The organism is Brevibacillus sp. M2.1A, assembly GCF_013284355.2.
In the GTDB taxonomy this organism is placed as follows: domain Bacteria; phylum Bacillota; class Bacilli; order Brevibacillales; family Brevibacillaceae; genus Brevibacillus.
The window spans coordinates 1,335,333-1,360,873 of sequence record NZ_JABSUY020000001.1; the positions used below are offsets into that span (position 1 = coordinate 1,335,333).

Annotated in this window: 21 protein-coding genes and 1 pseudogene; 9 read left to right on the plus strand and 13 right to left on the minus strand. The window is 39.0% G+C overall.

The window, feature by feature from the left end:
- Nucleotides 1-664: 664 nt before the first annotated feature.
- The 3 genes from HP567_RS06555 (at nt 665) to HP567_RS06565 (ending at nt 3,238) form a co-directional block, all read left to right on the plus strand.
- The gene (locus tag HP567_RS06555) at nt 665-1,219 is read left to right on the plus strand and encodes a GIY-YIG nuclease family protein (protein WP_173605882.1); all 555 of its coding nucleotides are present in this window, start codon (nt 665-667) and stop codon (nt 1,217-1,219) included.
- A 524-nt stretch (nt 1,220-1,743) separates the two neighbouring features.
- A complete protein-coding gene (locus tag HP567_RS06560; RefSeq protein WP_173610598.1) occupies nt 1,744-2,349 on the plus strand; it encodes a hypothetical protein in 606 nt (201 codons plus the stop codon).
- 313 nt (nt 2,350-2,662) lie between these two features.
- Nucleotides 2,663-3,238 carry a sce7726 family protein gene (locus HP567_RS06565; protein ID WP_173610597.1) on the plus strand — a complete coding sequence of 192 codons (576 nt, stop codon included), beginning with the start codon at nt 2,663-2,665 and terminating at the stop codon, nt 3,236-3,238.
- On the opposite strand, the gene HP567_RS06570 is transcribed toward HP567_RS06565, so the two are convergent.
- The 7 genes from HP567_RS06570 to HP567_RS06600 all read right to left on the minus strand — a co-directional run bounded on the left by HP567_RS06570 (nt 3,207) and on the right by HP567_RS06600 (nt 9,840).
- Nucleotides 3,207-4,286, minus strand: a complete 1,080-nt coding sequence (locus tag HP567_RS06570; RefSeq protein WP_173610596.1) for a beta family protein — start codon at nt 4,284-4,286, stop codon at nt 3,207-3,209. The two genes, HP567_RS06565 and HP567_RS06570, sit on opposite strands and share 32 nt — an antisense overlap.
- Before the next feature lie 484 nt (nt 4,287-4,770).
- Nucleotides 4,771-5,283 carry an SMI1/KNR4 family protein gene (locus HP567_RS06575; protein WP_173610595.1) on the minus strand — a complete coding sequence of 171 codons (513 nt, stop codon included), beginning with the start codon at nt 5,281-5,283 and terminating at the stop codon, nt 4,771-4,773.
- A gap of 414 nt (nt 5,284-5,697) precedes the next feature.
- Nucleotides 5,698-6,207: an SMI1/KNR4 family protein gene (locus HP567_RS06580; RefSeq protein WP_173610594.1), complete on the minus strand. Its 510-nt coding sequence runs from the start codon at nt 6,205-6,207 to the stop codon at nt 5,698-5,700.
- 660 nt (nt 6,208-6,867) lie between these two features.
- Nucleotides 6,868-7,131 carry a hypothetical protein gene (locus HP567_RS06585; RefSeq protein ID WP_173610593.1) on the minus strand — a complete coding sequence of 88 codons (264 nt, stop codon included), beginning with the start codon at nt 7,129-7,131 and terminating at the stop codon, nt 6,868-6,870.
- 518 nt (nt 7,132-7,649) lie between these two features.
- On the minus strand, nt 7,650-8,129 hold the full coding sequence (locus HP567_RS06590) for a hypothetical protein (protein WP_173610592.1): 480 nt from the start codon (nt 8,127-8,129) through the stop codon (nt 7,650-7,652).
- 143 nt (nt 8,130-8,272) lie between these two features.
- Complete coding sequence (locus HP567_RS06595) at nt 8,273-9,331, minus strand: hypothetical protein (protein WP_173610591.1); 1,059 nt, start codon at nt 9,329-9,331, stop codon at nt 8,273-8,275.
- 311 nt (nt 9,332-9,642) lie between these two features.
- Nucleotides 9,643-9,840, minus strand: a complete 198-nt coding sequence (locus HP567_RS06600) for an aspartyl-phosphate phosphatase Spo0E family protein (protein ID WP_173610590.1) — start codon at nt 9,838-9,840, stop codon at nt 9,643-9,645.
- Nucleotides 9,841-10,067: 227 nt separating this feature from the next.
- On the opposite strand from HP567_RS06600, the gene HP567_RS06605 reads away from it, so the two are divergent.
- The 4 genes from HP567_RS06605 to HP567_RS06620 all read left to right on the plus strand — a co-directional run bounded on the left by HP567_RS06605 (nt 10,068) and on the right by HP567_RS06620 (nt 16,589).
- Nucleotides 10,068-11,360, plus strand: coding sequence for a helix-turn-helix domain-containing protein (locus HP567_RS06605; RefSeq protein ID WP_229087938.1), 1,293 nt, complete (start codon nt 10,068-10,070; stop codon nt 11,358-11,360).
- A gap of 505 nt (nt 11,361-11,865) precedes the next feature.
- A complete protein-coding gene (locus HP567_RS06610; protein ID WP_173610589.1) occupies nt 11,866-12,519 on the plus strand; it encodes a lysozyme inhibitor LprI family protein in 654 nt (217 codons plus the stop codon).
- A gap of 815 nt (nt 12,520-13,334) precedes the next feature.
- Nucleotides 13,335-14,387 (plus strand): hypothetical protein, encoded by a 1,053-nt coding sequence (locus HP567_RS06615; RefSeq protein WP_229087940.1) that lies wholly within the window; start codon nt 13,335-13,337, stop codon nt 14,385-14,387.
- Nucleotides 14,388-14,393: 6 nt separating this feature from the next.
- Nucleotides 14,394-16,589, plus strand: coding sequence for a tetratricopeptide repeat protein (locus HP567_RS06620; RefSeq protein WP_173610587.1), 2,196 nt, complete (start codon nt 14,394-14,396; stop codon nt 16,587-16,589).
- Nucleotides 16,590-16,850: 261 nt separating this feature from the next.
- Here the strand turns inward: HP567_RS06620 and HP567_RS06625 are convergent, their stop codons facing one another.
- The 6 genes and pseudogenes from HP567_RS06625 to HP567_RS06650 form a co-directional block, all read right to left on the minus strand.
- Nucleotides 16,851-17,348, minus strand: a complete 498-nt coding sequence (locus HP567_RS06625; protein ID WP_229087942.1) for a hypothetical protein — start codon at nt 17,346-17,348, stop codon at nt 16,851-16,853.
- A gap of 188 nt (nt 17,349-17,536) precedes the next feature.
- Nucleotides 17,537-19,072, minus strand: coding sequence for a thiol-activated cytolysin family protein (locus HP567_RS06630; protein WP_173610586.1), 1,536 nt, complete (start codon nt 19,070-19,072; stop codon nt 17,537-17,539).
- A 468-nt stretch (nt 19,073-19,540) separates the two neighbouring features.
- On the minus strand, nt 19,541-19,999 hold the full coding sequence (locus HP567_RS06635) for a hypothetical protein (protein ID WP_173610585.1): 459 nt from the start codon (nt 19,997-19,999) through the stop codon (nt 19,541-19,543).
- A 679-nt stretch (nt 20,000-20,678) separates the two neighbouring features.
- Nucleotides 20,679-20,807 (minus strand): annotated as a pseudogene (locus tag HP567_RS29955) (NAD(P)H-dependent oxidoreductase); the annotation flags it as partial.
- A 245-nt stretch (nt 20,808-21,052) separates the two neighbouring features.
- A complete protein-coding gene (locus HP567_RS06645) occupies nt 21,053-21,496 on the minus strand; it encodes a cell wall hydrolase (RefSeq protein ID WP_173610584.1) in 444 nt (147 codons plus the stop codon).
- 265 nt (nt 21,497-21,761) lie between these two features.
- The gene (locus HP567_RS06650) at nt 21,762-22,847 is read right to left on the minus strand and encodes a hypothetical protein (RefSeq protein WP_173610583.1); all 1,086 of its coding nucleotides are present in this window, start codon (nt 22,845-22,847) and stop codon (nt 21,762-21,764) included.
- A 325-nt stretch (nt 22,848-23,172) separates the two neighbouring features.
- Between HP567_RS06650 and HP567_RS06655 the strand changes: the two genes are divergently transcribed.
- Together HP567_RS06655 and HP567_RS06660 are read left to right on the plus strand one after the other, a co-directional pair.
- Entirely contained in the window at nt 23,173-23,967 is a 795-nt protein-coding gene (locus tag HP567_RS06655; RefSeq protein ID WP_173610582.1) for a glycosyltransferase family 8 protein, read from the plus strand.
- Between the two features lie 253 nt (nt 23,968-24,220).
- Nucleotides 24,221-25,435: a macrolide family glycosyltransferase gene (locus HP567_RS06660; protein WP_173610581.1), complete on the plus strand. Its 1,215-nt coding sequence runs from the start codon at nt 24,221-24,223 to the stop codon at nt 25,433-25,435.
- The last annotated feature ends 106 nt before the right edge of the window (nt 25,436-25,541 follow it).

Sequence of the window (25,541 nt, forward strand, 5' to 3'; positions counted from 1 at the left end):
TTGGTCAGCAGATCGCAAAGCATGGCCGTCGCGGTACAAATTTAAAGACAGGGTACGCCGCATTGCTCGGTCATTGAGGGCGCGGGGAATTAAGTTTGAGGAACTGCCACGAACAAATAAGGAACGAAAAATAAACTTCAGCGTGAACAAACTTAAATAGTCACGAACATGCCAATTAGCTGACGACTAAACACCCACAATTGTCACCGGAAAAAACCATTTACGGAGCTGGTTTTCAGTGTTTAGTGACAAAGGTGACAGTACTCTTCTTCTTTACTCTAAAAAGTAGATAGTGAGGGGGGGGGAGGGGATGAGGGTAGTACCCCTAAATAAGGGGGAGTATTGTCACTGTCACCACAGACTAGATGAATGTAGTAACGGCACGGGTTTTAGTGGTGACAGGAGAATTTTTCAGATTGTCATATTGGTTGACAAGCCTGTGGACTTAATTGAAAGGTGGGAAGGTGAGTGGGGGTAGGCGGATTGCTTTTAGGAAGGGTGTCCTTATTTGAAGACTGGATATATCTTGATCTTGAAAAATATAAAACGGATACTGATCTATGTGCCTAGAACGGGATAACATTAGGTTTTCTGCAGGAAATAATATAATGGACAGGTAAATAAAATGAGGGGTTAAAAACATATTCTAGTGGAGGTGCAGAGTTTGATTATTCTTGATCCAATTAATGTATGGTCGAAAGTTTATTTCATTCAAGAAAAAGATAAAAGAATAATAAAAATTGGGCATGCTGACGATGTTTATAGTCGCATTAAAGAATTACAAACTGGCAATTCTGATGAGTTAGAACTCCTACATTGGACTACTGGGGGGCGAGCGCTCGAATCATATCTTCACGAAAAATTCGAGGGATTAAAGAAACGCGGGGAATGGTTTTATCCTGACAATAAGCTGCTAGATTTGATTGAGGAGTATAAATATGAGGATAACAGGTTTGGAAGAGTAGCATCTATTGTTCAGTTTGTTGAATCGAAAGGCATGCTGTTAGATGAAAATGAGCGGGAAATTCTCGTTCTATTAACTAGAGGCGGATATTTACAGGTCGAAGACGAAGAAGATAAAGCAAGGTATTGGAGCATTCTACAATCGTACCGTCAATATCTTGAAACATTTCCTTTGAAAATGTGTCGAAACCGAAGGATGGAATGCAGAATAAGTAGTTTAAATCGACCAGTTGAAAAATTTCATGCATCAGAGTAATGAATCTTCTTCTGTGGTACGTTTACTGTTTACGAGACGAACACGGTAAATAAAAGGTGGGGTGATGCATGGACGGTAGAGACGTTCGAGGAAGATTCGTTCCAGGGAATCAGATCGCCAAGGGGAACAAGGGTAATCACAATTCGAAGTGGGGAAACAAAAACGCGTGGAAACATTGTTTCTATGCTGGTATTGATCTGCTGGAGGTCTGCACCGATGGATGGCTCCACATTAGGGTCATCAACAGCAAGCCCGTATGTATCCGAATCCATCCAGAGGCATTTATAAGAGATGACAAAGGTATACAATACAATTGAGGATTGATGTGATTAATGTCTTGGAGCTTAAAGTATCGTCTACAGGCGTTCACAAAGATGAGGACGATAAAGCATGTTCACGGACCTATTGAATGTTTACGTATCTATTGGAACGGTTTACGCTGGAAAGAGATTATGCACCAGATGAGAGGGACTTCCGATTTTTAGGAGAATGTGTAGATGAAGAAAATAAGAAGGGGTGTTTAGATGACGAAACAAAAAGAACTAATTTTTAAAAGATCCCAAAAAGGCAATCACAACAAATTGCAAGAGGCATTAAAAATCTTAGAATACAGCTTGATAATGGTAGAATTTTTTGATATTAAGGAATTTAATAATGTTTTAGCTATTCAACTGAGGATCATTTTATGTGATTGGAGCGATGGAAGAGATAATTCATTATTAAAGAAGGTACAATCTGATCCAACTCTATATCCGGTAAGTAACGCATTTATTAAATTAGATAATAAAGGCAGTTCATTTATACCTGGTGATTTATTGTTTGATGTCACTAAACCTAGGGTTGGATTAGATCAATGGCTTAATCAGGTAATCTATAAAATCCAGCTAGGTGAAAACCACCATAAGATAACTATAAAGAATTTCATAAAACTTACTGCAAATAAAAGCGGTGGTGCTCATGTGGATTCCGAACTACCTGAAAAAGCATTTATAGTTGATGTCCATCACGAAAGAGTTCTGAACTATATTGCCAGAGGAGTCTTCATGTCGTTAGGAAGAGATATTGAGAAGGCAAGTTCGGAAAATCTAAAACACATATATGGTAAGATTACTAAGGCATTAGAGTCATAAAAGTGATCGTCACATTAAAAGCACACAAGGGATTCTATTTCAATTTAGAGACCCTTAATCTTATCGTACAAGAACTTGGGACTACGGGTAAGAATTGCACCGATAGCTAGGGAGATCGCCAAATGGTAGAATTAAAGAGTTATCCATAAAACCAACAGAGATATACTGTCTTTTGTGGGATTTTTTTACTGGAATAATCAACGGTTTTTGTGATAAAATAAACGACACACGCCCAGTATCTACCTGTAGAAAGTAGATAAAATGGTCGTGTTTTGCATGTTAGCTACTTGATTCTTGGGAGGGGTGGACTTAGGTGAAAACTAGAGATATCGATATTCGCACATCTCTCCACTTCGTTTTAAAAAATGAGCATAAAGAAGAACCGGATACATTAATTCTTGATGAGCTTGGTCTCTGCCAAGGTGATGCAAGAATTGATGTTGCAGTTGTAAATGGTGCTATTAATGGGTATGAAATAAAAAGTGAAAGTGACACATTGGAGAGACTGCCAAGACAATGTGAGGTATATAATAAGGTTTTTGATACTGTTACAATCTTAACCGCTTCTCGTTTTATAGAGGGTATAATTGACATTATTCCTGAATGGTGGGGAGTAACTCGTGTGGAGATGGAAGAGGATGGGGTAGTGTATTTTTACCCATTTCGAGAACCTCAAAGGAATACTCAAATTGATCCTTTTGCTGTAGCTCAGTTATTGTGGAGAGACGAGGCTTTAGGCATCTTAAAAGAACGGGGTTTGCAAAAAGGATTGATGAGCAAACCCCGAAATATATTATGGGATGCATTGGCAAAACAATTGCCGCTTAAAGAGTTACAAGACGAAGTACGAAGATGTCTTAAGGCAAGGCCACGGTGGAGAGCTCATTAACTACTAATGTTAAGTGATGATTCGTACCTGCTCTCCGCCATGTCGCTGGATTACCTGGAGTGGTTGATTGATTTGCAACTTCTTGAATGTAATGATCACCAGCAGAGAATCCAGCACCTTTATACTCTTGATGAGCGACCGCTTGTGCGGCAAGTTGATAGTATTGATTATGACCGTATTTTCTTAAGTCACGACCTTTGAAGATGATGAACTTATCATCTCCAGTATAGCGAATATTTGCACTCATTCTAATTAAACGGGGATCAGCTTCAAACGGCTCTGGATTCGCAATAGCATAATCACCAAATGTAAGAGTTCTATTAACCCTATTTGTTTGAATGAGTCTTTTCCAAATAATCCATTCTGATCTCTCGATTTGATCAATGGTGTTACTCCCTACATCCGAAAGGTCTTTCGGAAATGCTGTTCCGCAAAGAATAAGATTTCTCCAACTATTCAGATAAGGTAATCCATTTATAAGACCTGAAATAAACAGTGCAGTTCTTGTTCTGTCATTGGGGTTGACGTATTTATAGTCAATAACTAAGTCTATTTCGGTAGTGTCTACACCCAATGTAGTCAACAATGAATCAATATTTACTTGTAGGTCGTCAAAATCTTCTTCTGTTAATCGAATGCATATACCTAATTGATCCCGTTGATGCACTGAGATAACTTCTATTTGATAAGCAGAATCTCGATTAGTTCCTGTAACTGGAATGGCATTAATTCCATCAGTTCGTAATTGGTTAAATATATAACCTAATGGATGCTGACCAGATGCCATGCGCTCATTTGATTCTATAAAGTTTAAATCAAGATATAATGGGCGATCTAATCCCCAAGAACGTGAAAGGGTTTCACTTACGTTTGCAAGATGTTCGTCGATTGTTTTCTTCGGAGCTTCGTTTTCAAAATCCCAATCAATTGGTGGAATTTCTAATAGAGGCGTTAGGCCTTGTTTTACGGTAAGGGGAAGTAACTCTATTGCTTTCTGCTCACCTTGCTTCCATTTTAGAATAGGTACATAGTGCCTTTTGTCAAACATCCAAACTCCTCCTCCATAGTATAATGGTCTCGACAAAATTCATTGTATTTCTATTTGGAAAAATAAACAAGTGTACCCAAATGTAAGTTATTTTGTAGAAGAATGTTGCTAGAATGATGAAATAGCTTAAAAAATTTTTGCAGTATGGTGGGGTATAATATTTGGGGAAATTTTTTCTCTGACTGATGTGAATTTGATGTGAAATGCTAACATCACACAGTAGATTGACGTATAGAAGAACATGAGGGTAATAGAAGAATCTTTGACTTTAAAGGATTAGATTAGATTGTAACAGTAGGTGGGTAAACGAGGTGTGACCCCGCATACAGGGCATGTGGAGTGCGTAATATTGATGAAATTAAGGGGCTAGCCGATTAAGGCTAAGCCCCCTTCTTAGTGGGTTTTGGAAGTTGTAACTGATTTCAGTAGAACCATTAACTATTCGCCCGTCCTGAAGACACACTATAAATGGCGTCCTTTTTTCTTACTCTTCCTCCTCAATGGTTCGATCCCAAAACTCAATTCCGTCATGCTCAATAAGTTGTTCCAGTAACTCAGTGAACGTCAGGTCTATGTCGATAGTATCGTCTGGTAGTATCGATCCAACCCATGTGAGGTAACCTTTGCCACTATGTATTCTGTCTTGATCCACACATATACAGCTATTTGAATTATCGCTCCAAACGATAGGATAGTAAGGATGGTCGATGCTGTAGGCTTTCCAGTACCCAATGACGAGTTCGGTACTTAGCACATCATAACCCCCAGAGTTATGCTTGGCGCTCTTGAATAGTGTTGCACTTTTGTAGTGGCTTAAAAAACTGACGTAATCCTCTGGTAACTCAAACGATTTTAATTTCTCCTTTGTATCTGTGATAGACTCGTTCGAGATGTAGAATGTAAATTGATATTCCTCGTTTTTGATATGCACGTTCCCGTCTACACTTGTCTTACTCCCCCTGATCTTACTAATGAGGGCTTCAAAAGGATTACTCACAGGATCACATCCTTCAATGACAGTCCAATTTTATACTAGTTTCTTCGATAACTTCTCCACCAATCAGTGACATCAAATATATAAAGTCCTCCTAGCTCCCAATGCTCTCGGTCATATGGAGATATTTTATCAATCTCTTCGACAAATTTTTCTACCTTGATATTAAAAACATCCAACCCTTTAAACGAGGTAACTTCCTATAAAATTTGCTTTCCCGTTGGCATTGTACTCTATGTGAAAGTAGGGGGCAGATTCAATCTGTTTAGAGTAAGCTTAAATGAATGCTTCCACATCTTCCTTACAACTAGAGAAGTCCCTCTGAAACGTTGATGTATCAAGAGTTTCGATATTAAAAAATGGGGTGTCTCTCAGTCGAAAAATCGACTTTTGAAACAGCCCCTTCTTTATTTCCACTTACCAAGTCCAAAACTCTGTTCCTTGAGCAATGATTAATCTTTCCAACCAAGTTTCAAAATTCATATTTAAGTAATAACCTTCTGAGACTGAAACATCATCATGATTAAAACAAACTAAATAGTTGTTTTGACCATCCTTGACTCGGTTAGAATCAATAAAGATGTAATCACCATTGTTAATCGAGATAGGGTACCAATGCACAGGCATATAATCGAGATGATTATCCTTAATTTCATCTAGGCTCAGTAACTCATATCCTCCACCATATCTTACACTCTTGAACAGCCATGCTCCATTATGGATTAGGAGAAAATTCTTATAGTCAGTTGGTAAGTGCCAGTGAGTGCTCCTTAAAAACTCCTCAATTTCTTCCGCATTAGCAGGAGGGTTAAATGTAAACTGGGCTGTATCGACTTTTCCATTCCTATTTTGCACTAATAATCGATTACTATTATCGAGTCTTTTTTTAAACCCTTCCAATACCAATTCAGATAAATTGTTCTTCAAGGAGAATCACCTACTATTCTTTAATAGTCATCACCAGAAGGTACATATTTGCCATAACTAGCCCACCAAGGAGTAACCTCTTTTCGGTGGAAGTCTTTTGGTAACAGAATTAAATTATCATAGCTGTTATCCCCACCATATGCAAAAGGAGAGATTGAGTCCACTCTTGGGTATGCCAAGCATGTCACCAAAAATAAGCGGAGATGGATTGGCGGACTGAAAAAGTGGGGCGGAGAACCTCTATTTTCTGTACTAATATGCTACCTACTACAAATGAAACACTATCCGTTGAAAGTAGAGAATGGGTCATGGCTGCTACCAAGTAACTGAATAGGTGCATCTATTGGGAATGTCTTGTATGTATCTGGTTTATCACCAGACATGTTCCCCTAACCAAAAATAAGATTAACTAACGATTTAATAATCCAAATGCTTATAACAATAGCAAAGTATTCAAGAATAATAAACTTCCAAGTGGCATTATGCTTACTTAATCCATACCTAAACAAACTGAAAAAGAATATGCCTCCAGCAATTTCAAGCAGCTCTATGAAACTAAAGACAGATTCGCTCATATACCTTTACCACCCGCCATAACCTAAATTATATCAAAAATGAAAAGGATGCCCAGAAGACATCCCTTCATATTCTTCAAATCTATTAATCCACTACCCAATGATCTACTTTAACTGTTCCATCCTTCTCAACCTCAAAACGGGCTCGATACTTCCAGCTATAATCTTTCCCAGTTTCGCTAATGTAAATGAGGGAAATCTCTGTACCACTTTTCGGGACTGACGCTGAAATAATATCACCCCAAAGAGGTACTTTTTCTTGTTGCATCCATGCTAATGCTCCCAGTGCATAGTCTCCATACTGAAACGGTTTTTCAAAGCGGTCTTTTAGCTTCAATAATCTTGCCATATATGGCATTTTTCCTCCGATTCTGAAACTGACATAAGTGCCGGCTCCTTCTGCAACCTTTCCACTGTACTGATTCCACCTGTGAACGCTTGCCAAAATGTTGACCACTTTGCTCAACATAAAGTTACCCACAAGGAAGACTGAACACACATCATCATTTTCACACCTATTAACAAATGTTTTTGACGAGCATTAGTGCAGGAAATAAAAAGTTACTTTGTGTGAGCATCGTAGGTGGTCAACTCGAAGATGAGCGGTTGCCCCAAAAATGGTCAACTTATTGATTAGCATTTACAAACCAGCGTAGCTGACACCACTCGCAAAGTAAGTCAAGATTTTTATCATTGTGAGTTACAGAAAAATCCTCCCATTCTAGCAAAACTGTCCATTCTTGCCTACTCAATTCTGAGAATAGATAAAGCCTACACTCTTAATTCAGTAATGTCGGCTTCTTTGCTCCCCACGAAAATTACTTGACCACTAAGGTCTTACCTTATAATTTTCAGCTGGTTGGCCCCTTATACGCGAATACATACACTTTCAAAGAACAAATTTCTCATCTCATCCTCTTTGATCTCTGGATCTAATTCTTTAAACCAATCTTTCTCTAAGTCCTCCTCTGTAAGTACATTAGGTCTCCAAAAAAGTAATCCTAATTCTGGAAAATCATAAGTCCAGCCTAACTCACGGTCATCCCGATCATATTTTGACATCTTGTCAATTTTCTCCACAAGGTCTACCACTTTTGTCTTGAATACATCAATATTTATAACTACGCATTCAAAAACATCTTGTAAATTCGATGAAATTTCAATAAAGTTTACCTTCTCATATGAATCATACTTAACACGGATAGAATTTTTGAAGAAATTAGTAGTTAAATTATCTTTATTGTATTTTCTCTTGTACTCTTGGATGCATTCTTCTACTTCCTCTTTATCCATACCAAATTTTATAGTGCCAATTCCAATGCCAGGTTCAATGATTAACTTATCCATTGTTATCCCTCCTACTTGAACACTAATTCATTTAAATGTTTATTATACTAAGAAAATGCAAAGAGCCACACCATCCCATAAATAGAATTTATTCTGGAAAGTGTGACCCTTGTTTTTAATCAACGAGAAGCTTTGATGGTTGCCTAAACTTCAATTCCGAAATAATCATGATATTGTGCTAATGCTTCGATAATAGCGTCATAGTATTTTCTTTGTAAATTTCTATATCGCCCTTCGGAATCTTCAGCATCTTTCAGTGCGTCAACTTCAAATTGCAATAGTTCTTCGTATTGTTCATTTTGTAAGTAATTGAGTTCTTTATCTCGGAAACTCTTATTGCCACCATAATTCGGTGTATTGTAATGATCTTCTGCCATCATCCTAATGCAAGGTGCATTACCTGAATTAAATCCTGCATCATCCAATGCTTTTGCTGAAACAAGATGATGTCTTTGACCACCTTTTGCTTTTAAGTTTTTATAAGTATCTACTTCAAAATTATATCTTTGGTGGGCTTCGTCCCTATCACCTTTATTATCGAATCTTTGGGTAACATTATTTTCAGTAACTCGCAGATCATATTCAAAATAATCCGAAACGGCTTCCTTACTTATTTTCCACGAAAAAAAGTTACCACTTCTAACCGATGATCTATCAACGGACTTAGTTTGCCCAATTCTCCAATCACTACCATTCAAGTTAAACTGAGTTACGAGACCAGTTATTCTTTGAATTGGACGAACGCCTGTTTGTAGATGGACCAAATCTAATTCTACCCAACTATCATCAACATCAAGCCTAATTGCAATAATACCATCAATACCATTTGTAGTTAAATTTCTTTGAATCATCACTTTTTGATTTGACGCTTGATGTTCTTCCGGTTCAGGTTTTTCTAATCCATACTTTTCTACTAATTTACGCTCTGTTTCCTCGTCAACCCCATGCTTTGAAAGTGTTTTTTCAAAACTATTCGAGCTTGATTGCTTTGACAGTTCCGCTATTTCATCTTCAAAATTATTTTCTTTAATGAACTCCAGAACATCATCATAAACCTCAATATCCTTCAAATAAATAGTTTCTAAAGTGTACTCATCTTTTTCCTCGGAATTCAAACCGTTCGCATGTGAGCTACTCGTAAATGAATTTGAAAATAATAAAATAAACAGAAGCAAGAACGATATTATTCTCTTAACATTCATCCTATAGGTTCCCTCCTTGAAATGATTGAATTACTAGAAGTACTGATTCAATTCACGGCTTAATTCCACGACTTCATCATGCAAAAATTTATTCTCTAAAATTAATTATCCGAGTTCTTCGAGCAAATGCTCCGCTATGTTTTTTAGGTCTATTTCGTAAGAATCTCCTTCTTCCGAATCTGAACATCTCGTGATAGAGTTAAAAAGAGGAGTTTTAAGCAGCTCCTATTAAGGGCGTTCCTGTTGCCGGGAAGCAAAGGGGGAACGTCCTTTCTTGTTGATCCACTTTCTCAAAACAAGTCCATTCACTTTTACAATTTGGCTCCTTTCTGATTAGTAAGATTTCTTCGTTGGTACTCTAAGATGAACTGATCCAGTTCTTGACTTATCTTCAACACATCGGAGTCTGTCAGTTTGCCCTGTTGTTTAAAGACTTCTTTAAGCTCATTTTGTAGATTCTTGATGATTTGTGTAAGGTCTTCGTTGCTTACTTCTTGCCATTCAACCATCGTTATCAGTCCCCCATAGTCTCACCCCCTCTTTTTTCACTATAGCACCTATATCAAAAAAACCATGGGAAAATTTACCTTGATACATTTGACATTATTCGATAATTCTCGCAAATTTCAGTCGAAATATGTCTGTTTGTTTTTGTTGAATTAGCAAACATCAACTTGCTATAATCCTACTCGATTGCATTATAAAAAAAAGGAAGTTTGTGTTGTGGGGGGATATAGTGCAAAAGAAAACAATTGGGGACATGTTGTCTGAGAGCCGAAGAAATAATGGCTTGTCTTTTGCTGAGTTAGAAGATAGAACTGGTGTAAGTAGGGGCGTACTACAAAAGATTGAGAGCGGAGAGACAAAACGTCCTGAATTTAAAACAGTGAAGTCGATAGCCACTCTATTTCCTTACCCGTATGAAGAAATTATTGAAGGATACATTGAGGATGAGAATAGGATTGAGACGTTATTTGAAATTCTTCAAGAGGTCATTCAGTGTGAATATTCTTCATTAGTGGAAAGCGTATCATTGAAAATTCTCCAATCGCCGAATGAAAAGATTGAGAAGGCATTGGAGCGACTGTATAACTTTTCTGATTCGACTGCTGTAATAGTAATAAATAACGAAATACGCTTAGCTCTCTATAAGGTCATCGCAAATTATGCACGACAGTGCGGAGAGCCGAAATACATTGCAAAAGCTTTATTTAAGAAATATCTAATTGAACGAAATGATCTCAAAAAACTAAAGGAAACCTTCTGCAATGGGGAGGAAATTTTACACTATGTTGACTTCCTATCCCATGATGAAAAGATTACATTTTATTATAGGATGGCGCTTCATGCTCATAACATTGAGGACTATAACAAATGTATTGAACTGGGGAAAACAGGTCATCTCGAAGATAAGACAAGTAATACATTAAAAGAACAGGTTGCATTAGCTATATGCAACTCATACCTATTCTTAGGAAAATATAGTAACTTGGAAGAACACCTGAATATTTATGAAGAATTGAAGTACACGCAGATTATTAAACGGTTGAAGTTTTACCGCGCCATTATTCTATCTCGGACAGGGAAATATAGCGTTGCTATTCCTATCTTGTATCAGTGTGTAGAAGAAGTAACTGATAGTAATCGTTTACATCGAGTAAATATGCTTTTGGAAGCTTTATTTAAAGTCAATGATCTTGATTCAATTAGCAGTATTCTGGGGTCAGAAGAGAGTAAAATATTACTTCAGTACACCGATCCATATCAATATTCCGAACTAGGAAGGTACTACAAATACAAAGGCAAATTTTTAGTTAAGAGGGGTTGTTTTGATGAAGGAATGGAGGCTTATCTAAATAGTATATTGTATTACGCTAAGATAAGTGATTATAAAAGTATTTTGCAATGTTACAATGAGATACATTCTCATCATTACACACATGAAAAAATGATGAAATTGGAACTTATAGGAAATCTGAAAGAAGTATATAATGAAGTATATAAGGAAAGCGAAGCGAGGGATGAATGATGAAAAAGTTAGTAATGAATCTTGTAACGTGTTCTGTTATAATCTCGTTTTCTGTCTTGACAGTAACTACTCCTAATGTTAGGAATGAAATTGAAAATGGAACTAATGTTTCTCCAATAAAAACTATAAAGTTATATTCGGATAATCCCGGACATTAATAAACGAAATCCAAAGGGGAAAGTGATGAACAGGCTTCTCATGCATATATTTATGACGGTGTTCTTAGTTGCTGTGCCTCTAACTATTCAAGCAAATGAGGTGCAAAACATTCCAAACCATTCTCAAGTAGTTTCCTATGGCACTGACCCAGGGTGGTAAAATCGGATGCTTTGTTCTTGTGTAACAAAAGCACTTTGACAACTATTGCCAAGGTGCTTTTATTCATCTTCTCGGCACAAATATCCACAATACCTACTGAGACGAAAAGGATGCATCTGTCGAGAGCTAATCTAGGATATGCGCCATTACCGGTAAATAGTAAAGATAATATTTAAGGAGATAATTTATGAAAGGTAAGATCCTCTTATTATTTTTTATTACGATAATGTTTTCATCTTGTCAAAATAGTAGTCAATCGACTACTTTGAACAGCGAAACTAAATCAAAAATGAATTCTGAACTGCCTCCTGATGTAGTGAGTACAGGTAATGGAACAGAATCGAAAGAAATAACTGAAGGTCGATCAGATCCTTCTAACAATGAAGTGTTATCCATGAACATTGGGAACTATGATTTGACTGGAAAATTTTATGATGAAATGCTTCGGAATCCTATCGATCATGATTATGAAGTGGAATTTAATGAATTTCAAAATTCCAAAGAGATTATTACAACATTGGGATGGGGGGCTTTGGAAAGCAAATATACAGAGATTTGGGATAAAGAGTTGAATCAAATATATAAAAAGCTTCTTTCTAAGTTGGATAGAGAACCAAGGGAAGCACTAATTGAATCGCAGAAAGAATGGTTACAGTATCACTTAAGGGAAACAAAATTTGTAGAGAAGACATTTATTGATAATCGTTACCTTGGATCACAAGGATCGGTAAGCCTAGGCACGGTTATACGGGAGAGAATTAGGGAAAGAACAATCCAATTATTTGAATATCGATATTTGCTAGATGGTGAAGTTGAGTTTTTATACCAAAGTAAAAAATAGAGTTGGAATCTTGATCAAAGGTTTTTAGGTGATGCTTCGAAGACAGTAACGGCGCATAACACTGTATTCACGCTGCGGGGCTACCACCCCTACTGTCTACTCGTCACATGTGGAGTGCTGTACACTGTTAGTACGGAAAAATGAAAGCAAGAAGCATTGGTGTCTAGACCCTTCCTAAATGAGGAAGGGTTATTTGTAATAAATTTAATTCATAATGGAAGCGATAAGACTCTTAAGATATAAAGGGTGGAGTAATGTGGGAGATTGGAAAAGCATTCCCCTACGCTCGCCTCGTAACAAAGGCTAAACATCCCTAGTTAGCGTAATTTTTAATCCTCATTTACCAACCTTCGTTTTCTTTTGTTTTTCCGAATATATTTTATTTTCAAAAAAATCAAAAGATTGTTGACAGTCAGAAAAATACAAGCTATCATTACCAGTATATACCATACATTCGCGAATATGGTATAAATAACAATTTATCGGAGGTATTATTATGAAAAAAATTACTGTGCAAAAAACCGAGCCTGTAAAATTGACTTCAGTAGCTAACACAATGTACGACTGCACATGTATGGAAGCATAAGATTTGTCAGTAACACGGAAAAGTGGGGCATTTGCCCCTCTTTTTCAATTATGAAGATAGCATGACAACATCCGGGAGGAAAGTCATGAACGAAAATCGCATGATCCAATTACACCCGTTAACATTTCTGGAGGATAAGCAAGGAGTCCTGATTGGGCGGTTTGGAACGGATACGTTTGCTGTTTTTCCTGAGGATGGAGCAGCACTTGTACGAAAACTGCAAGAGGGCATGGGGGTTGCCGAAGCGCATTCCTGGTATCAAGATACCTACCACGATGAAGTGGACATGGATGATTTTTTGCAGACATTGCGTGACCTGACATTTATTTGTGATGTTGAGGAAAAGGAAACGAAAGCGCAGAAAGTATCGGGGCAATGGTTGGGTAAGCTAGCTTTTTCTCCACTTGGTTGGCTGATTCATGGTGCCATCATAGCCTGTGCCTTGTGGTTGTTATACCAATATCCACAGATTCGTCCGGGTCGACAAAGCATCTTATTTTCTGAATACGCCATGGTGATTTTTCTTGGCATGACGATCGGTCAGATTCCAGGGATCTTGTTTCATGAAATGATGCACATGCTTGCCGGACGAAGACTGGGTATCCCGTCAGAACTAAGTATAGGCAGAAGAATGTACTTTTTGGTCTTCACTTCTTCCATGCCAGGTATTTGGGGATTCCCAAAACGAAAGCGTATTCTTCCATTTTTAATTGGAATGTTCGGTGATATTTTGTGGTATTCCTTATTGGTGATCGTTGCTGGTGCAATTTGGATAAATACAGGTGAGAAGACAATCATAGCTGCATATTGTATGGGACTAGCATTTACAACACTGTTGCGTTTCTTCTGGCAATTTTATTTTCATCTTCAAACAGATATCTATTATTTAATGATTACGATGTTGGGGTGTGTAAATCTTCAGGAGGCTACACGTTCCTATTTGAAAAATATATGGTATGGACTAATTGGAAAAAAGAACAAGATGGTCGATATGTCCAAGTATACGGAACGGGATCATCAGGTAGCAAGATGGTACAGCTTTTTTTACGCAACTGGCTGGATGATGATGGCAGGAATGATACTCTATATGATTCCGGTCGCTATTCAACTTTTAACGAATATTTTTCTCTCCATATTTACAGGAGAAGATATGAAATTCTGGGATTCCGTTGTTTTCTTGTCTATAACGGGAGTTCAGTATGGAATTGTATTTTATCTATACTTAAAAGAGCGTAAAAACAAAAGGGAAATTCGGAATTTATCAATGGAACAGAGGGGATGAGTCGAAATGAAACAATCGATGACACACCAATGGCTGATTGGATCTCGACGCAGCGACCGAGAAAAGAAGTACTTCGAAGAGCAATACTCCACATGTTATGTCAGCAATTGTCATTGCAATCTTAGAGGACCCTATACAGGTACTGGTGACCTTCTGCGCCAGATTATTCCAGAAGCTTATTCGAAATGGCCAGACCTGATTTTATCACACTGCATCGAGATCTTATCCATAGCACCAGAACTGAAAGCAGTCATTCCTGTTAGTGTAGAAACACTTACCTCTCTTGCTATTCCGAAAGAGAGAACACGTTATTATTCGAAATTGCGTACACTTCGCATGTCGAATGGTTTGATCGATCTTTTATTGGCATTAGCAAATCGGGAACGAATGGGAAAATTGACCCTGGTTTTTGAAAATGTGCAGGCCTGTGATCAACTTGATGCAGAATTTATAAGTACACTTCTGCGTCGTGCGAAGTCTGACCTGATTCAGGTGATCGTAAGTTCCAGTGAAATAGCGGAAAAGGAAGCCCTGAAAAAGGCGTTACAAACGTATACGGAGCCTACTATTATTCTTTCTGACATCGAACAAGAGATGGGGATAGTAAATCTATCTGACGAACAGCGACTTGATCTAACGAAACGATACATATTTTCTGACTGCACATCAGATTGTGAGCAGGAATTGCTCGCCTATGAAGCAACTCCTATTGAAATTCGTCAGAGCCTTCACGAAGAGCGTGCAGAATCCCTTATAAAAGAAGAGCAGTGGTCACTGCACTTAGGCGCCATTCCGTTTCATCTGGAGCGCGGTACTTCTGAGAAATTGGCAAGCGAAGCGTTGTTTAAAGCAGTTAGTTATAGCATTAACATGGGTTTTTACGATGCGACTATCGATATGAGCCTACGTGGCCGGAAACTGACGAATTGGAGCAGCGAATTTGATAATAGCCGGTATTTTACAATGAAAATGGCTACGTCTCTGGCTGCATTGGGTGAAACTGATGATATACCGACGCTTTTAGGAGAAGTGTACGCAAACACTGATGATTTTAGAGTTCATATGCAAATTTCATATGGATTTTCGATGTACTATACGAGGCATCACCGAGAACGAGAACACGAGAAGGCGAAAGAATGGATACAAAAAGCCATTGATTTGGCAGAATGGATTGAAGATGAAAAAGAACGTGCATTTCAACAAGTATTTAACCAAAATGGATTGGCTTTAGTAGAGTTGCATATGGATAATCCTGAAGAAGCGCTTCGATTGGTTACGGAAGGATGGCAAAGGTTAAATCAAGTTCTAGCTCCTGATGAACATATGTTGCATCGCTCGGTGTTGCTTCATAATAAAGGGCTGATTTACGTAGCTTTAAAAAGGTTTGAAGAAGCAGCTGAAACATTTAGCCAAGTGATACAGATTGATTCCAATTATCCAGAATATTACTTTGATCGTGGAAACCTTTATAGCCGAATGGGGCGAATGGATGAAGCCATTGAAGATTATAACCAAGCGATAAAGCTTAGTCCTCCGTTTCCAGAGGTTTATTTCAATCGAGCTACTGCCTTCGATCGTCTTGGAGATGTGGAGAAAGCAATGGCGGACTATGACTACTTGCTTGATATAGACCCCGAAAATCTTGATGGATTACTTAACAGAGCTACATTATTGTATCAAGTGGAGAAATTCGAAATGGCCCGAAAAGATGCTGAATTCGGTTTAGAAATAGAGCCTGATCATGCGCGGCTCCTGTGTACACTAGGTTTAATTGAAATGTCGGATGGCAATAATGATCAAGCACTAAAAACGTTTACCGCTGCCCTAAACAAGGATAGGGAAATGATGGCCGCTTGGACAAATAGGGCTGTCCTGTACTATGAGATGGGGGAGTATGACAGGGCCATAGCTGATCTAACTGAAGCTATTGCACTAGAGAAAAATGCAACCGTCCTTTACAACCGTGCATGGGTGTATGAAGCACAGAAGGAGTGGCAATTATCCATTTCCGATTATACAGAGGCCTTAGCGTTTTCTGATGCAGACGAACAAGATATTTACTATCGGAGAGGCTTGTGTTTTATCAAAATGGGTGATAGGGAACTTGGCACGGAAGATTGGAACAAGCATCTCATGTTTGGAGAATCACCGCATGTGAATGAAATGATGCAACTGTTACCCTCCCTGTTCGTTTCGAAATAATGAAATATTTTGTGAGATGATATGTGACTTACTTATAGATTGGGTGGGAAATACATCATATTTATTCTCACTGGATACTCGACACATGTGGAGTGTTGCTCACTGTTGGTCAGGAAAACTAATAATGGAGAGGTATTGGCTTAACAGAGAGGTGAAACCCTCTCTGTTTTTTATAACGCAAATAATCGAAGCGAATTCATATAACCAAAAAGAGGGGGAAAAGGGCAGTAGCGCATATTGGCCTTTTCCCCCTCTCAAATTTTACTTCTTCTTGGCGGGTGACCATTTGAAGCCGCAATTCATACAGCCGTTTACGATTTCATTTCTACCGACAAAGCCAACTAGGATGCTGACAGGTATAGATAAACCGATTGAAATTTGACAAATTATTACAATAATAGCGAGAATAATTTCAGTCAAATCATATGGTGATTGATTCATGAGTAATACCCATCCTATTAATCCTACTATTACAAGCAATAAGGTAGGGAGCAATACCATCCATCCAAGAGTTTTAAACAGGTTAACGAAGCTGTAGCCTTTCTTGTTGGCTACAATTTGCGGTGACTTACATTTGCGGCACAAAACGGTGTTAGGACTGTTTGTTCCGTTGTTTTGACTCCCTGCCCCTCCTTGGTTTGTTGCCCTATTTACCTGTGAGACAGCCGGCCTTGTTTGACCACCTACCGTCCTATTCGCTTGGTTGGTGGCTGACTTGTTGGGTTGATTAAGTGTTGTCCTAGAGGTACGTTGTTGCATTCTACGAACTCCTTTCTGACTGCAAATGCATGCAGGAATAAAGAACTATGACTAATTTCGACAAAGTTTTCCAATTACCCTGTTTTTAGCCCCATTTTGCGTTGTACCTTTTCCTCCTGCATAGGAATAAGAAAAAGAAAAACGACTGAAGTCCTAATAAAAAGGATTTCAGCCGTTTCTTTTCATAACTATTTAAATGTAATACCACCTGTTGGGTTTAATGTCGTTCCGCCAATTTCAACTTTAATTTCATTCGATAATGGAATGTTGTACTCATCAATAACGGTTCTCCACCACTCCCAAGCAAGGCCGGTACATTCTTTCGCAAAAATCCTTATGTTCTTTGCATTAGGTGGCAGAGGAATGACTGTCGTGAAAGGAGCGGTTCTGTCTTGGTTGCTTCCTTCCCACGTTTTATGTGTGAGTACTTCTTCCCCATTTTTATCATAGGAAACTTCATCCCAGGATACATCAAATTGAGCGACATACCAGCCATAATGACCAAGCGATATTTTACCTTTTGAATATTCTGTAGCGGTAGTCTCAATATAATCTGTATTGTTATGAACGGCAGCAATGGCATTATCTTTTAAGAAAACACTTGTATAGGAGATTGGATATGCTGGGTTCTTCAGGCTAAATTCCGCATTATCCTTGATGATATTCCGGATTTCACTAAAGTCTTTTGTAACGACCTTGTTATGCTCTTGTGAATCTCCGCCTAATACTACAGCTGTAAAGGAACTGTCTTCAAAAATATCCTTGTACTCGGCATTCGTTTCTACATTGGCCGTATTCTGAAGCAAGGCTTTAAAGGCTGCTTTTACATCTTTGCTCTTAGAGGTTGTTTCTAATTTTACATAAATGGTTCTACCATAAGCTACATTGGATACCATAACAGGCGGGGATTCGTCACTGACCCCTTTACGTTTTAAATCTTTAAAAGTAACACTATCATCAAAAAGATCGGATGGATCGTTAGGCAGTTCTGCACTTACCGTATAAAATATTTGTTTATATGCCGCAACCATCACTTTTTTCTCTCCACTAGCAATCGCATGAAAGTCAATTCCTAAGGTAGAATCAAGATATTTCGCGTTAACATTCAGAGCGCTACCAATTTGAGATTTGCTATAAACCATTGATTCTGCATACTGCAATCGGGCAGGTAAAGTATGTGTTGACGAATAATTATCGCTCCATTTTGATACAAGCTCATCTACTGCTCCAGAAACATTCCCGTATGTTGGATTATCCACAGTAATGGAATTTTCCTTTTTCAATCCTGGTAAATCAATACTAATCGTTAAAGGTTTTCTTGGTACCAGTAATAAACTCGGTTTATTTTCTGCAAAAGCTCGATTTGCAAGTTGTAGTGCTCCTGGGTAAGTGCGATTAGCCATAGAATCAATAATGGAAATATCTACTGGAGAAGTGGAAAGTGACTTCTTTTTACGTTCGACGACGATAAACTTACCATGTGGATTGAGTGCTTCTTTTGGAACAAAACTATCTATCTCATCACCACTTACTGCTAAAATTTCGTCATTATCATAGTCCAAGTCTGCTATACCGGTATTAATGTCATCTGCATTGCTTGTTTCACTGACTTCACTAGAATCAACTGTTTCGGCAAAGGAGATAACTGGATAATTAACAGTCGCGAAAATAACAGATAAACTGGCGATTACTTTTAAAATTCTAGTATGATTTCGAATCCTCATAAGATATACCCCTTTGAGATGTGAGCATAACGTCAATTATTATACTCCCATTAAATATATTTTTTGGAATACTAACTATATCGGTAGTTTCCGAAAGAATCTTTAGACTGAACCAGGAAGTATTGGGTGGGGCATATCCTACGTCCGCATTAGATATATTGAAAAATCCGAGGAAATTCAGGAATGGACACCTGGGTTTCGCTCGGCTCTTGTAGGCAAACATTTTGAGCTAACGATAGATGTTAGCTAAGTAAAAATGGAGTGTTAAAACAATGAATTTGTGATTCCAGCGAAAGGACAGCCCCAGCAAGGCCTGTGGAATTGGTGAGGGAAATGGGATACAAGAATCATTACGAGTGATAACGTTTCACGACAGATCAGATGAGAATTTTACATGTAGAAAGCAAAAGATTTAGAGAAGCTGCTTGTACCACGTTTCTAAGCAGCTCTCTAAATCTTATAACAAATCTAGTTCCACCAAGGACGCTCACTCAAGGAAATGATGTATTTCACGTTTGGGTCAACTCTTATTGCATCTTGAGCACCAACTTTTATTCTAAGATCACCGTTAGCAGGCAAATAGACAAACCAGGTTTCCCGTCCGGTATCTTTAAATACTTGATAGGCTTGACCGTTATGGTCTATTTCAAAAATCTGATAGTCTAGGCTACGATTTTGATAGGTGTCGAAATTAATGTAAAATGATTTTCCTTGCCCAGTGTTGTTCGTCCATCTAAAGTAGTCTTGATCCATTCCATATTCCTGTTTTGCAATGGTACCCTCAAAACTATCGACGATCCCTTGAAAATAATTTGGTGTGTCCCGACTATCGGGTTCTCTGGCATCGCCCATAGCGAATGCAGAAGCTGACATGGAAAGTAGGCAAGCTGTAAGTCCAAGAGCTGACATCAGTTTCTTTAACTTCATTAGTTTGACCTCCTAAAAAGTAGTTGAAATCATATGTATTTTACAATTTATTACAATAGATGTAAATATTTTCCTTGTCACAAGCTACAGAAGAATATGTGAGTGAATAGGTAGAGTAGGCGTATGAATGGTGGACCAGTCTTAGAGTGAAACTGTGGAAAAGAGGCTGATGTAGCATCAGCCTCTAAGCAAAGATTTAGCAGAACTTAATTCTTCCAGCTTATAGAGTGACTTGTGGACATTGAGGAACACCGATCAGCTTAAGCAGGTTATAAACCTCGCTCGAAATAGGGACAGTAACTTCTATCCCATTGAGCTTAACAACAGAGAAGAAACTTCCTTCAGATTCAAATATGCAGACAACTAATGTTACCATTTATCCTCTTCCTTTCTCCATAAAGCAGGGAGATATTTTGTTTTGTCCTCCCTGCTATTAAGTTATGGAGTTGGGAAGTTAAGTGACAGTGCTTGTATCACGTCATGGTAATTTTTGGGTATTTAACAGAAAAATCTGAGGAAGTATTCCAGTAATATGAAAACGATAAGGGGCTGTCCTATCCTAAGAAAATAGGATGGGACAGCGAGCATGGAAGATATCAGTTACTCCGATACGTAAAGATATAATCGATATATTCTTTTCACTATGATTGATTTCCTCATCGCTAGCTTGAAATGAAGCTTTGTCCCCATTTGATCCATAAGCCCATCCGTAAGCAAAAACATCGTCAAACCACTTTTTCAATAAAGGCGGATAACTGTACCAATACAACGGGAATTGAAAGATGACATGGTCATATGCCTCTAATAGCTAATGGAGTTACAGCGAATAAGATCGTTGATGTTATGTGTACCTGGGGGAAAGAAAATATTAAAAGAAGACAACAGCAAGGAGAAGATATCATCTTGCTAGAGAATAAGTCACTGGAGAACGTTGGAGATTTCGAAAAGAGAGATTAATTGAATGAAATTGGAATAGAATACAAGGGGCTAACGTTTAAGCCCCTTGTCGTAACTCACCCGTATAGTAATGTCTGGGCCGTTTCGTCTGCAAAATTAGAAGGTATTATAGACATTTTCACATTCTTTTGCGGTCGGCTCATAAAAACAATGAAGCTTGTATCGTCCTACATTTGGCTGATTATACCAGGTCGGCGGACAAGGCAGGGGATTTTGTGCTGTTCCCGGACGAAAATACCAGAGGGAGAATTTGCCCGGCCAATGCCGCTCCCCATTCACAGCCCGTCGTGCCAGACGGCGTTCTTTATCTCTAGCCCTTTGGTAGTACATACCATGTTGCAGAGCTTCAAACGCATGCGGCTGGTTGATCATTTGAGGAATTGTCCGTATTCCCTTAAAATCGGAGCAGTTTGCTCTTATTCGGTTGATTCCGACGTTTCCCACAAGGAGCATACCCATTTCGCCTTCACCTACAGCTTCGGCTCGAAGCAACCTTGCCAACATGTCAATGTCACTGTTCCTGGCTTTTACGACTGCCATCGGCTCACCTCTTTAGATTGTTCTAGGCACATCATATTGTAGATGGAGCAGATATGTTACGCTTCAAATCGCTCTGAAGAGCAAAAACCAATCCGTGGACATTTTCTTTGTTGTTTTCACAGTCGACCCAACACATGTGGAAGGCATTGCATTTGACAATCTGCCGATAGCAGATCGTACCTATACCGTAACGTGAAAGTAAGAGGACTGTCTTAAGTAGAAATTGATCTTCTACCTAAGACAGTCCTCCTTATTTGCTTCAAAGTCATCCGTCCTTATTTCCAAATGAGCTATACGGCGTCAAGCGCAGTAGATCTTCCTGTTTTTTTGCCAATTTCGATAACGGGATCCGGTATGCCATTTCGATAATTTTGCTTGCGACCTCAGCCCCGTTAGTTGGGATAAGGCTAAATCTTTTTTGAATGCCCTCTTTATTGGCTAACGCATGCTCTATCTTTGGTACAATCTCATCCGGCTCCTGGATCGATACCTTATCACTATTAGCTATTTCTCTTAGCATATCTAATTTTTGCTCGCGTTCCGCATCATCCGGCGGGAGGAAAAGCAATGGTGTTCCTGTCGAGATGCAATCTCCTAAAATACCCATGCCCGGTTTGCTAATGACCAGACTGGCCGCCTGAACAAGATTTTTGCCATTCGGGATGAGAGGGGCTTTGATGATTCTTTCATCGAATGGGTAATCTTCATCTGCTAATTGACCTGCCACAACAAATCGATAGCGGCCGGCAAGTGAGTTTATTTCATCATACCACTTCACGATCTGTTCATAACGGTTAGCGAGTCCGCCGCCCATGTGAACCAGAATAAACGACTCGTTCTGCTGAAGGCCTAGTATGCGTCGCACTTCTTTCGGGGACTGGCTGATTTCCCTGGTGATTAAAGGAATAGGGATATAGATGCAGTTCATTTGCGGAGGGGTCTCTTTAGGCGGTATAAGATTCATGTGGAGAAAGATATCGGATTGATTGGCGATTTCTACAATGCGATTTTTGTATTCCTGCATTGGAGCTGAATCATTATGACCGATGATAAAGTCACTGTGGTAGAGGGTCACGAGCTTTGTGTTTCCACCGACTTTCCCCTCACTGCGAAAGCGAGGCACATCAGAGCGCCAATCATTTATTAATAGTGTGGTTTGTTTACCATCCTCGAATTTTTTGGATTTAAAGGCTTTTAATTGGACGTCATTGTGCAGGTTTTTCGATAAATAGGCATGTGTTTCCCGAAAGGCAAACACGTGAATAGGAAGATGGTGTTGCTGCAATTTTTCCGTTATGCTAATGCATCTACCGAGATGGCCCATACCTCTGCCAACCACAAAGGAGATCATATTTCATCACCCTTTTAAATAGGTACTTTCTTGTGCCCTGTCTGGAGCTTGGACAAATTACCCCCATACCGCAACTTATGGGATAAGGTCAGTGCCGAATTCGAGTCGTTCTCACAGCTTATATATTTTATGGGGATGGATGGAACATGCTCTAGTCGTATAACGGTTTTCTGATCGATCACAGAAAAAAGCGGCATCAGCGGAGGTTTGCAGCTGTGAATTGTGCTCCCATCTAGAAATAATTAGGTATTTCCATCACACAAACCAACGTTGTCCATGAATAGTGTGTATATATAGCTCAATTAGGATATGGGGTGGGAGAATAGTGGGCACGATTCATATTGTAACAGCCGTTAATGATGGTTTTGCTATACATCTCGCAGTTATGTTATATTCCCTTTTTGAAAATAAGGTTTCGAAAAACCCAGTCATCGTTCACGTTATCGACAGTCAAGTCTCTGGGAAAAATAAATCCATCTTAACGAAAACTGTGAAACGATTCCATGCTCAAATTAAATACGTCACTATTGATCCGACCCTATATGATGGATTCCTCGTCCGTGATCATCTTACGCAGGAAACCTATCATCGAATTTCGATTCCAGACCTGCTGGACAAAGAAGTAGAAAAAGTGATTTATTTGGACAGTGATATCGTTATTAAAAAAGACATCACTCCATTATGGAACACAAAAGTTGATCAATATTACCTTGCAGCGGTGATGGATTCTTGGCAAGGTTTAAACAAGTTAAGACATGCCGACCTTGCTATTCCGGATGACTGTGATTACTTTAATGCGGGAGTATTAGTCATGAATTTAAAAAAATGGAGAGAGCATAACATCACAAGCAAGATTATGGATTACATGAAAAAGAACCAAGGTATTATTCGTTATCCCAGTCAAGATCCGATGAATGCGATTCTTCATGATAATTGGCTTCAACTTGACACAAAGTGGAATTACCAGTCCAAACATCTTTATAAAAGCAACCTGCGAATAGACCCGGCCATTATTCACTACACAGGGGAAGATAGCAAACCGTGGTTGAGTAAAAAGCACCCGCTTCGAGAGGAATATTTTAAATATCTCAAAAAGGTAAAGAAGCTAAACTCCTTGTAGGCATCGAGCTTTAAGGCTTTCCTAATTAAATAATATGGTTAGAAATCCCTTCACATGGAGAAATGTTGGCTGGAGGGATTTTTGTGTTGGAACTTTTTTGAAATATAAGGGTTTATGCACAATACTAAACATCTTCATATAAAATATTGAACAAATTATGAAATATTTGGAATTTAACCATTTTCACCACGGATCTAGCCTATAATGAAATGGAAACATTTTCTAGTCAGGTATTCTTTTGGAGGTGGAGTGAGTGGCACGCGTATTGTATGTTACGATTCCAGCAGATGGTCACGTGAATCCTACATTGGGATTAGTGAAGCAGCTAGTCGACAACGGAGAAGAAGTCGTCTATATGTGTTCAGAAGAATATCGGGATAGGCTTGCTCAGACTGGAGCGCAATTCCGAGCTTATCAAATGGATGAACTAGTATCTCGTGATTTAGGCTTTAACCCGACAGAATTCAAACACCCTCTTCATTTCACCGATTTTATGCTGCGTGGCATTATTGAACCCCACATTCCCGAGATTCTCAGGCAGATAGAAAACGAATCATTTGATTACCTGATTTTTGACTCTTTGTTTGGATGGGGAGGGGCGATTTTAGGTGAGAAATTAGGAATTCCGACGATCTGCTCCGTAACCAACCTGGCCTTTGCTGAACCGCTCAGCCAGATTGTCGAAGTGTTTGATGCAAGTGATGTAGATGTAGATGCACTAAACGAACGAGTGACGCAGACTGCACAGAGCATTGCTCGTATATGCAACGTTACCGTTCCTGCGCTTGAAGATATTACCCGTCAGTATGGGGACATGAAAATTGTCTTTACCAGCCGTGAATTCCAACCGGATGCTGACAAGCTGGACGATAGCTACCTTTTTACAGGGCCGTCGATTACATCGCGTCCGGATGCCCCTTCTTTTCCGTTTGAAAAGCTTCGTGCTCCATACGATCAGGTTGTATACATTTCCATGGGCAGTATTTTGACCAAAGATGTGGAATTTTACAAACTGTGCTTTGCAGCCTTTCAAGATGTTCCGGCACAATTCGTACTTTCTTGCGGAAGAGAAACGGAACGGGAGTCGCTCGGAGACCATATTCCATCCAACTTTATTGTTGAACCGTACGTTCCTCAACTGGAAGTGCTCCAGCAAGCCGACGCCTTTATTACACATGCTGGCATGAACAGTACGAGTGAGGCTCTCTATTTTCATGTGCCCCTCGTCATGATTCCATTAAGCTCCGATCAGCCGATTGTGGCGAAGCGGGTGGAGGAGCTGGGAGCGGGTATTATGTTAGATAGAGGGAAGCTCACACCGACAGCTTTGAAGGATGCCTTGCTGCAAGTGTTGAATGAATCCACTTATAAAGAGCGTGCGATACAGGTGGGGGACTCTTTGCGAAACGCTGGCGGATACCAAGAAGCTGCAAGACGTATCATGACTTTGTATTCCGTGCCGAATTAAAAGTGAAAAGCTTCTTGCCTCCTCATCATGAGCGGCAAGAAGCTTTTTTACTATAAAATCTTTGTTCCCCAACACTCTCACCTCTTTTAACTCGTCCTTGTGTGGG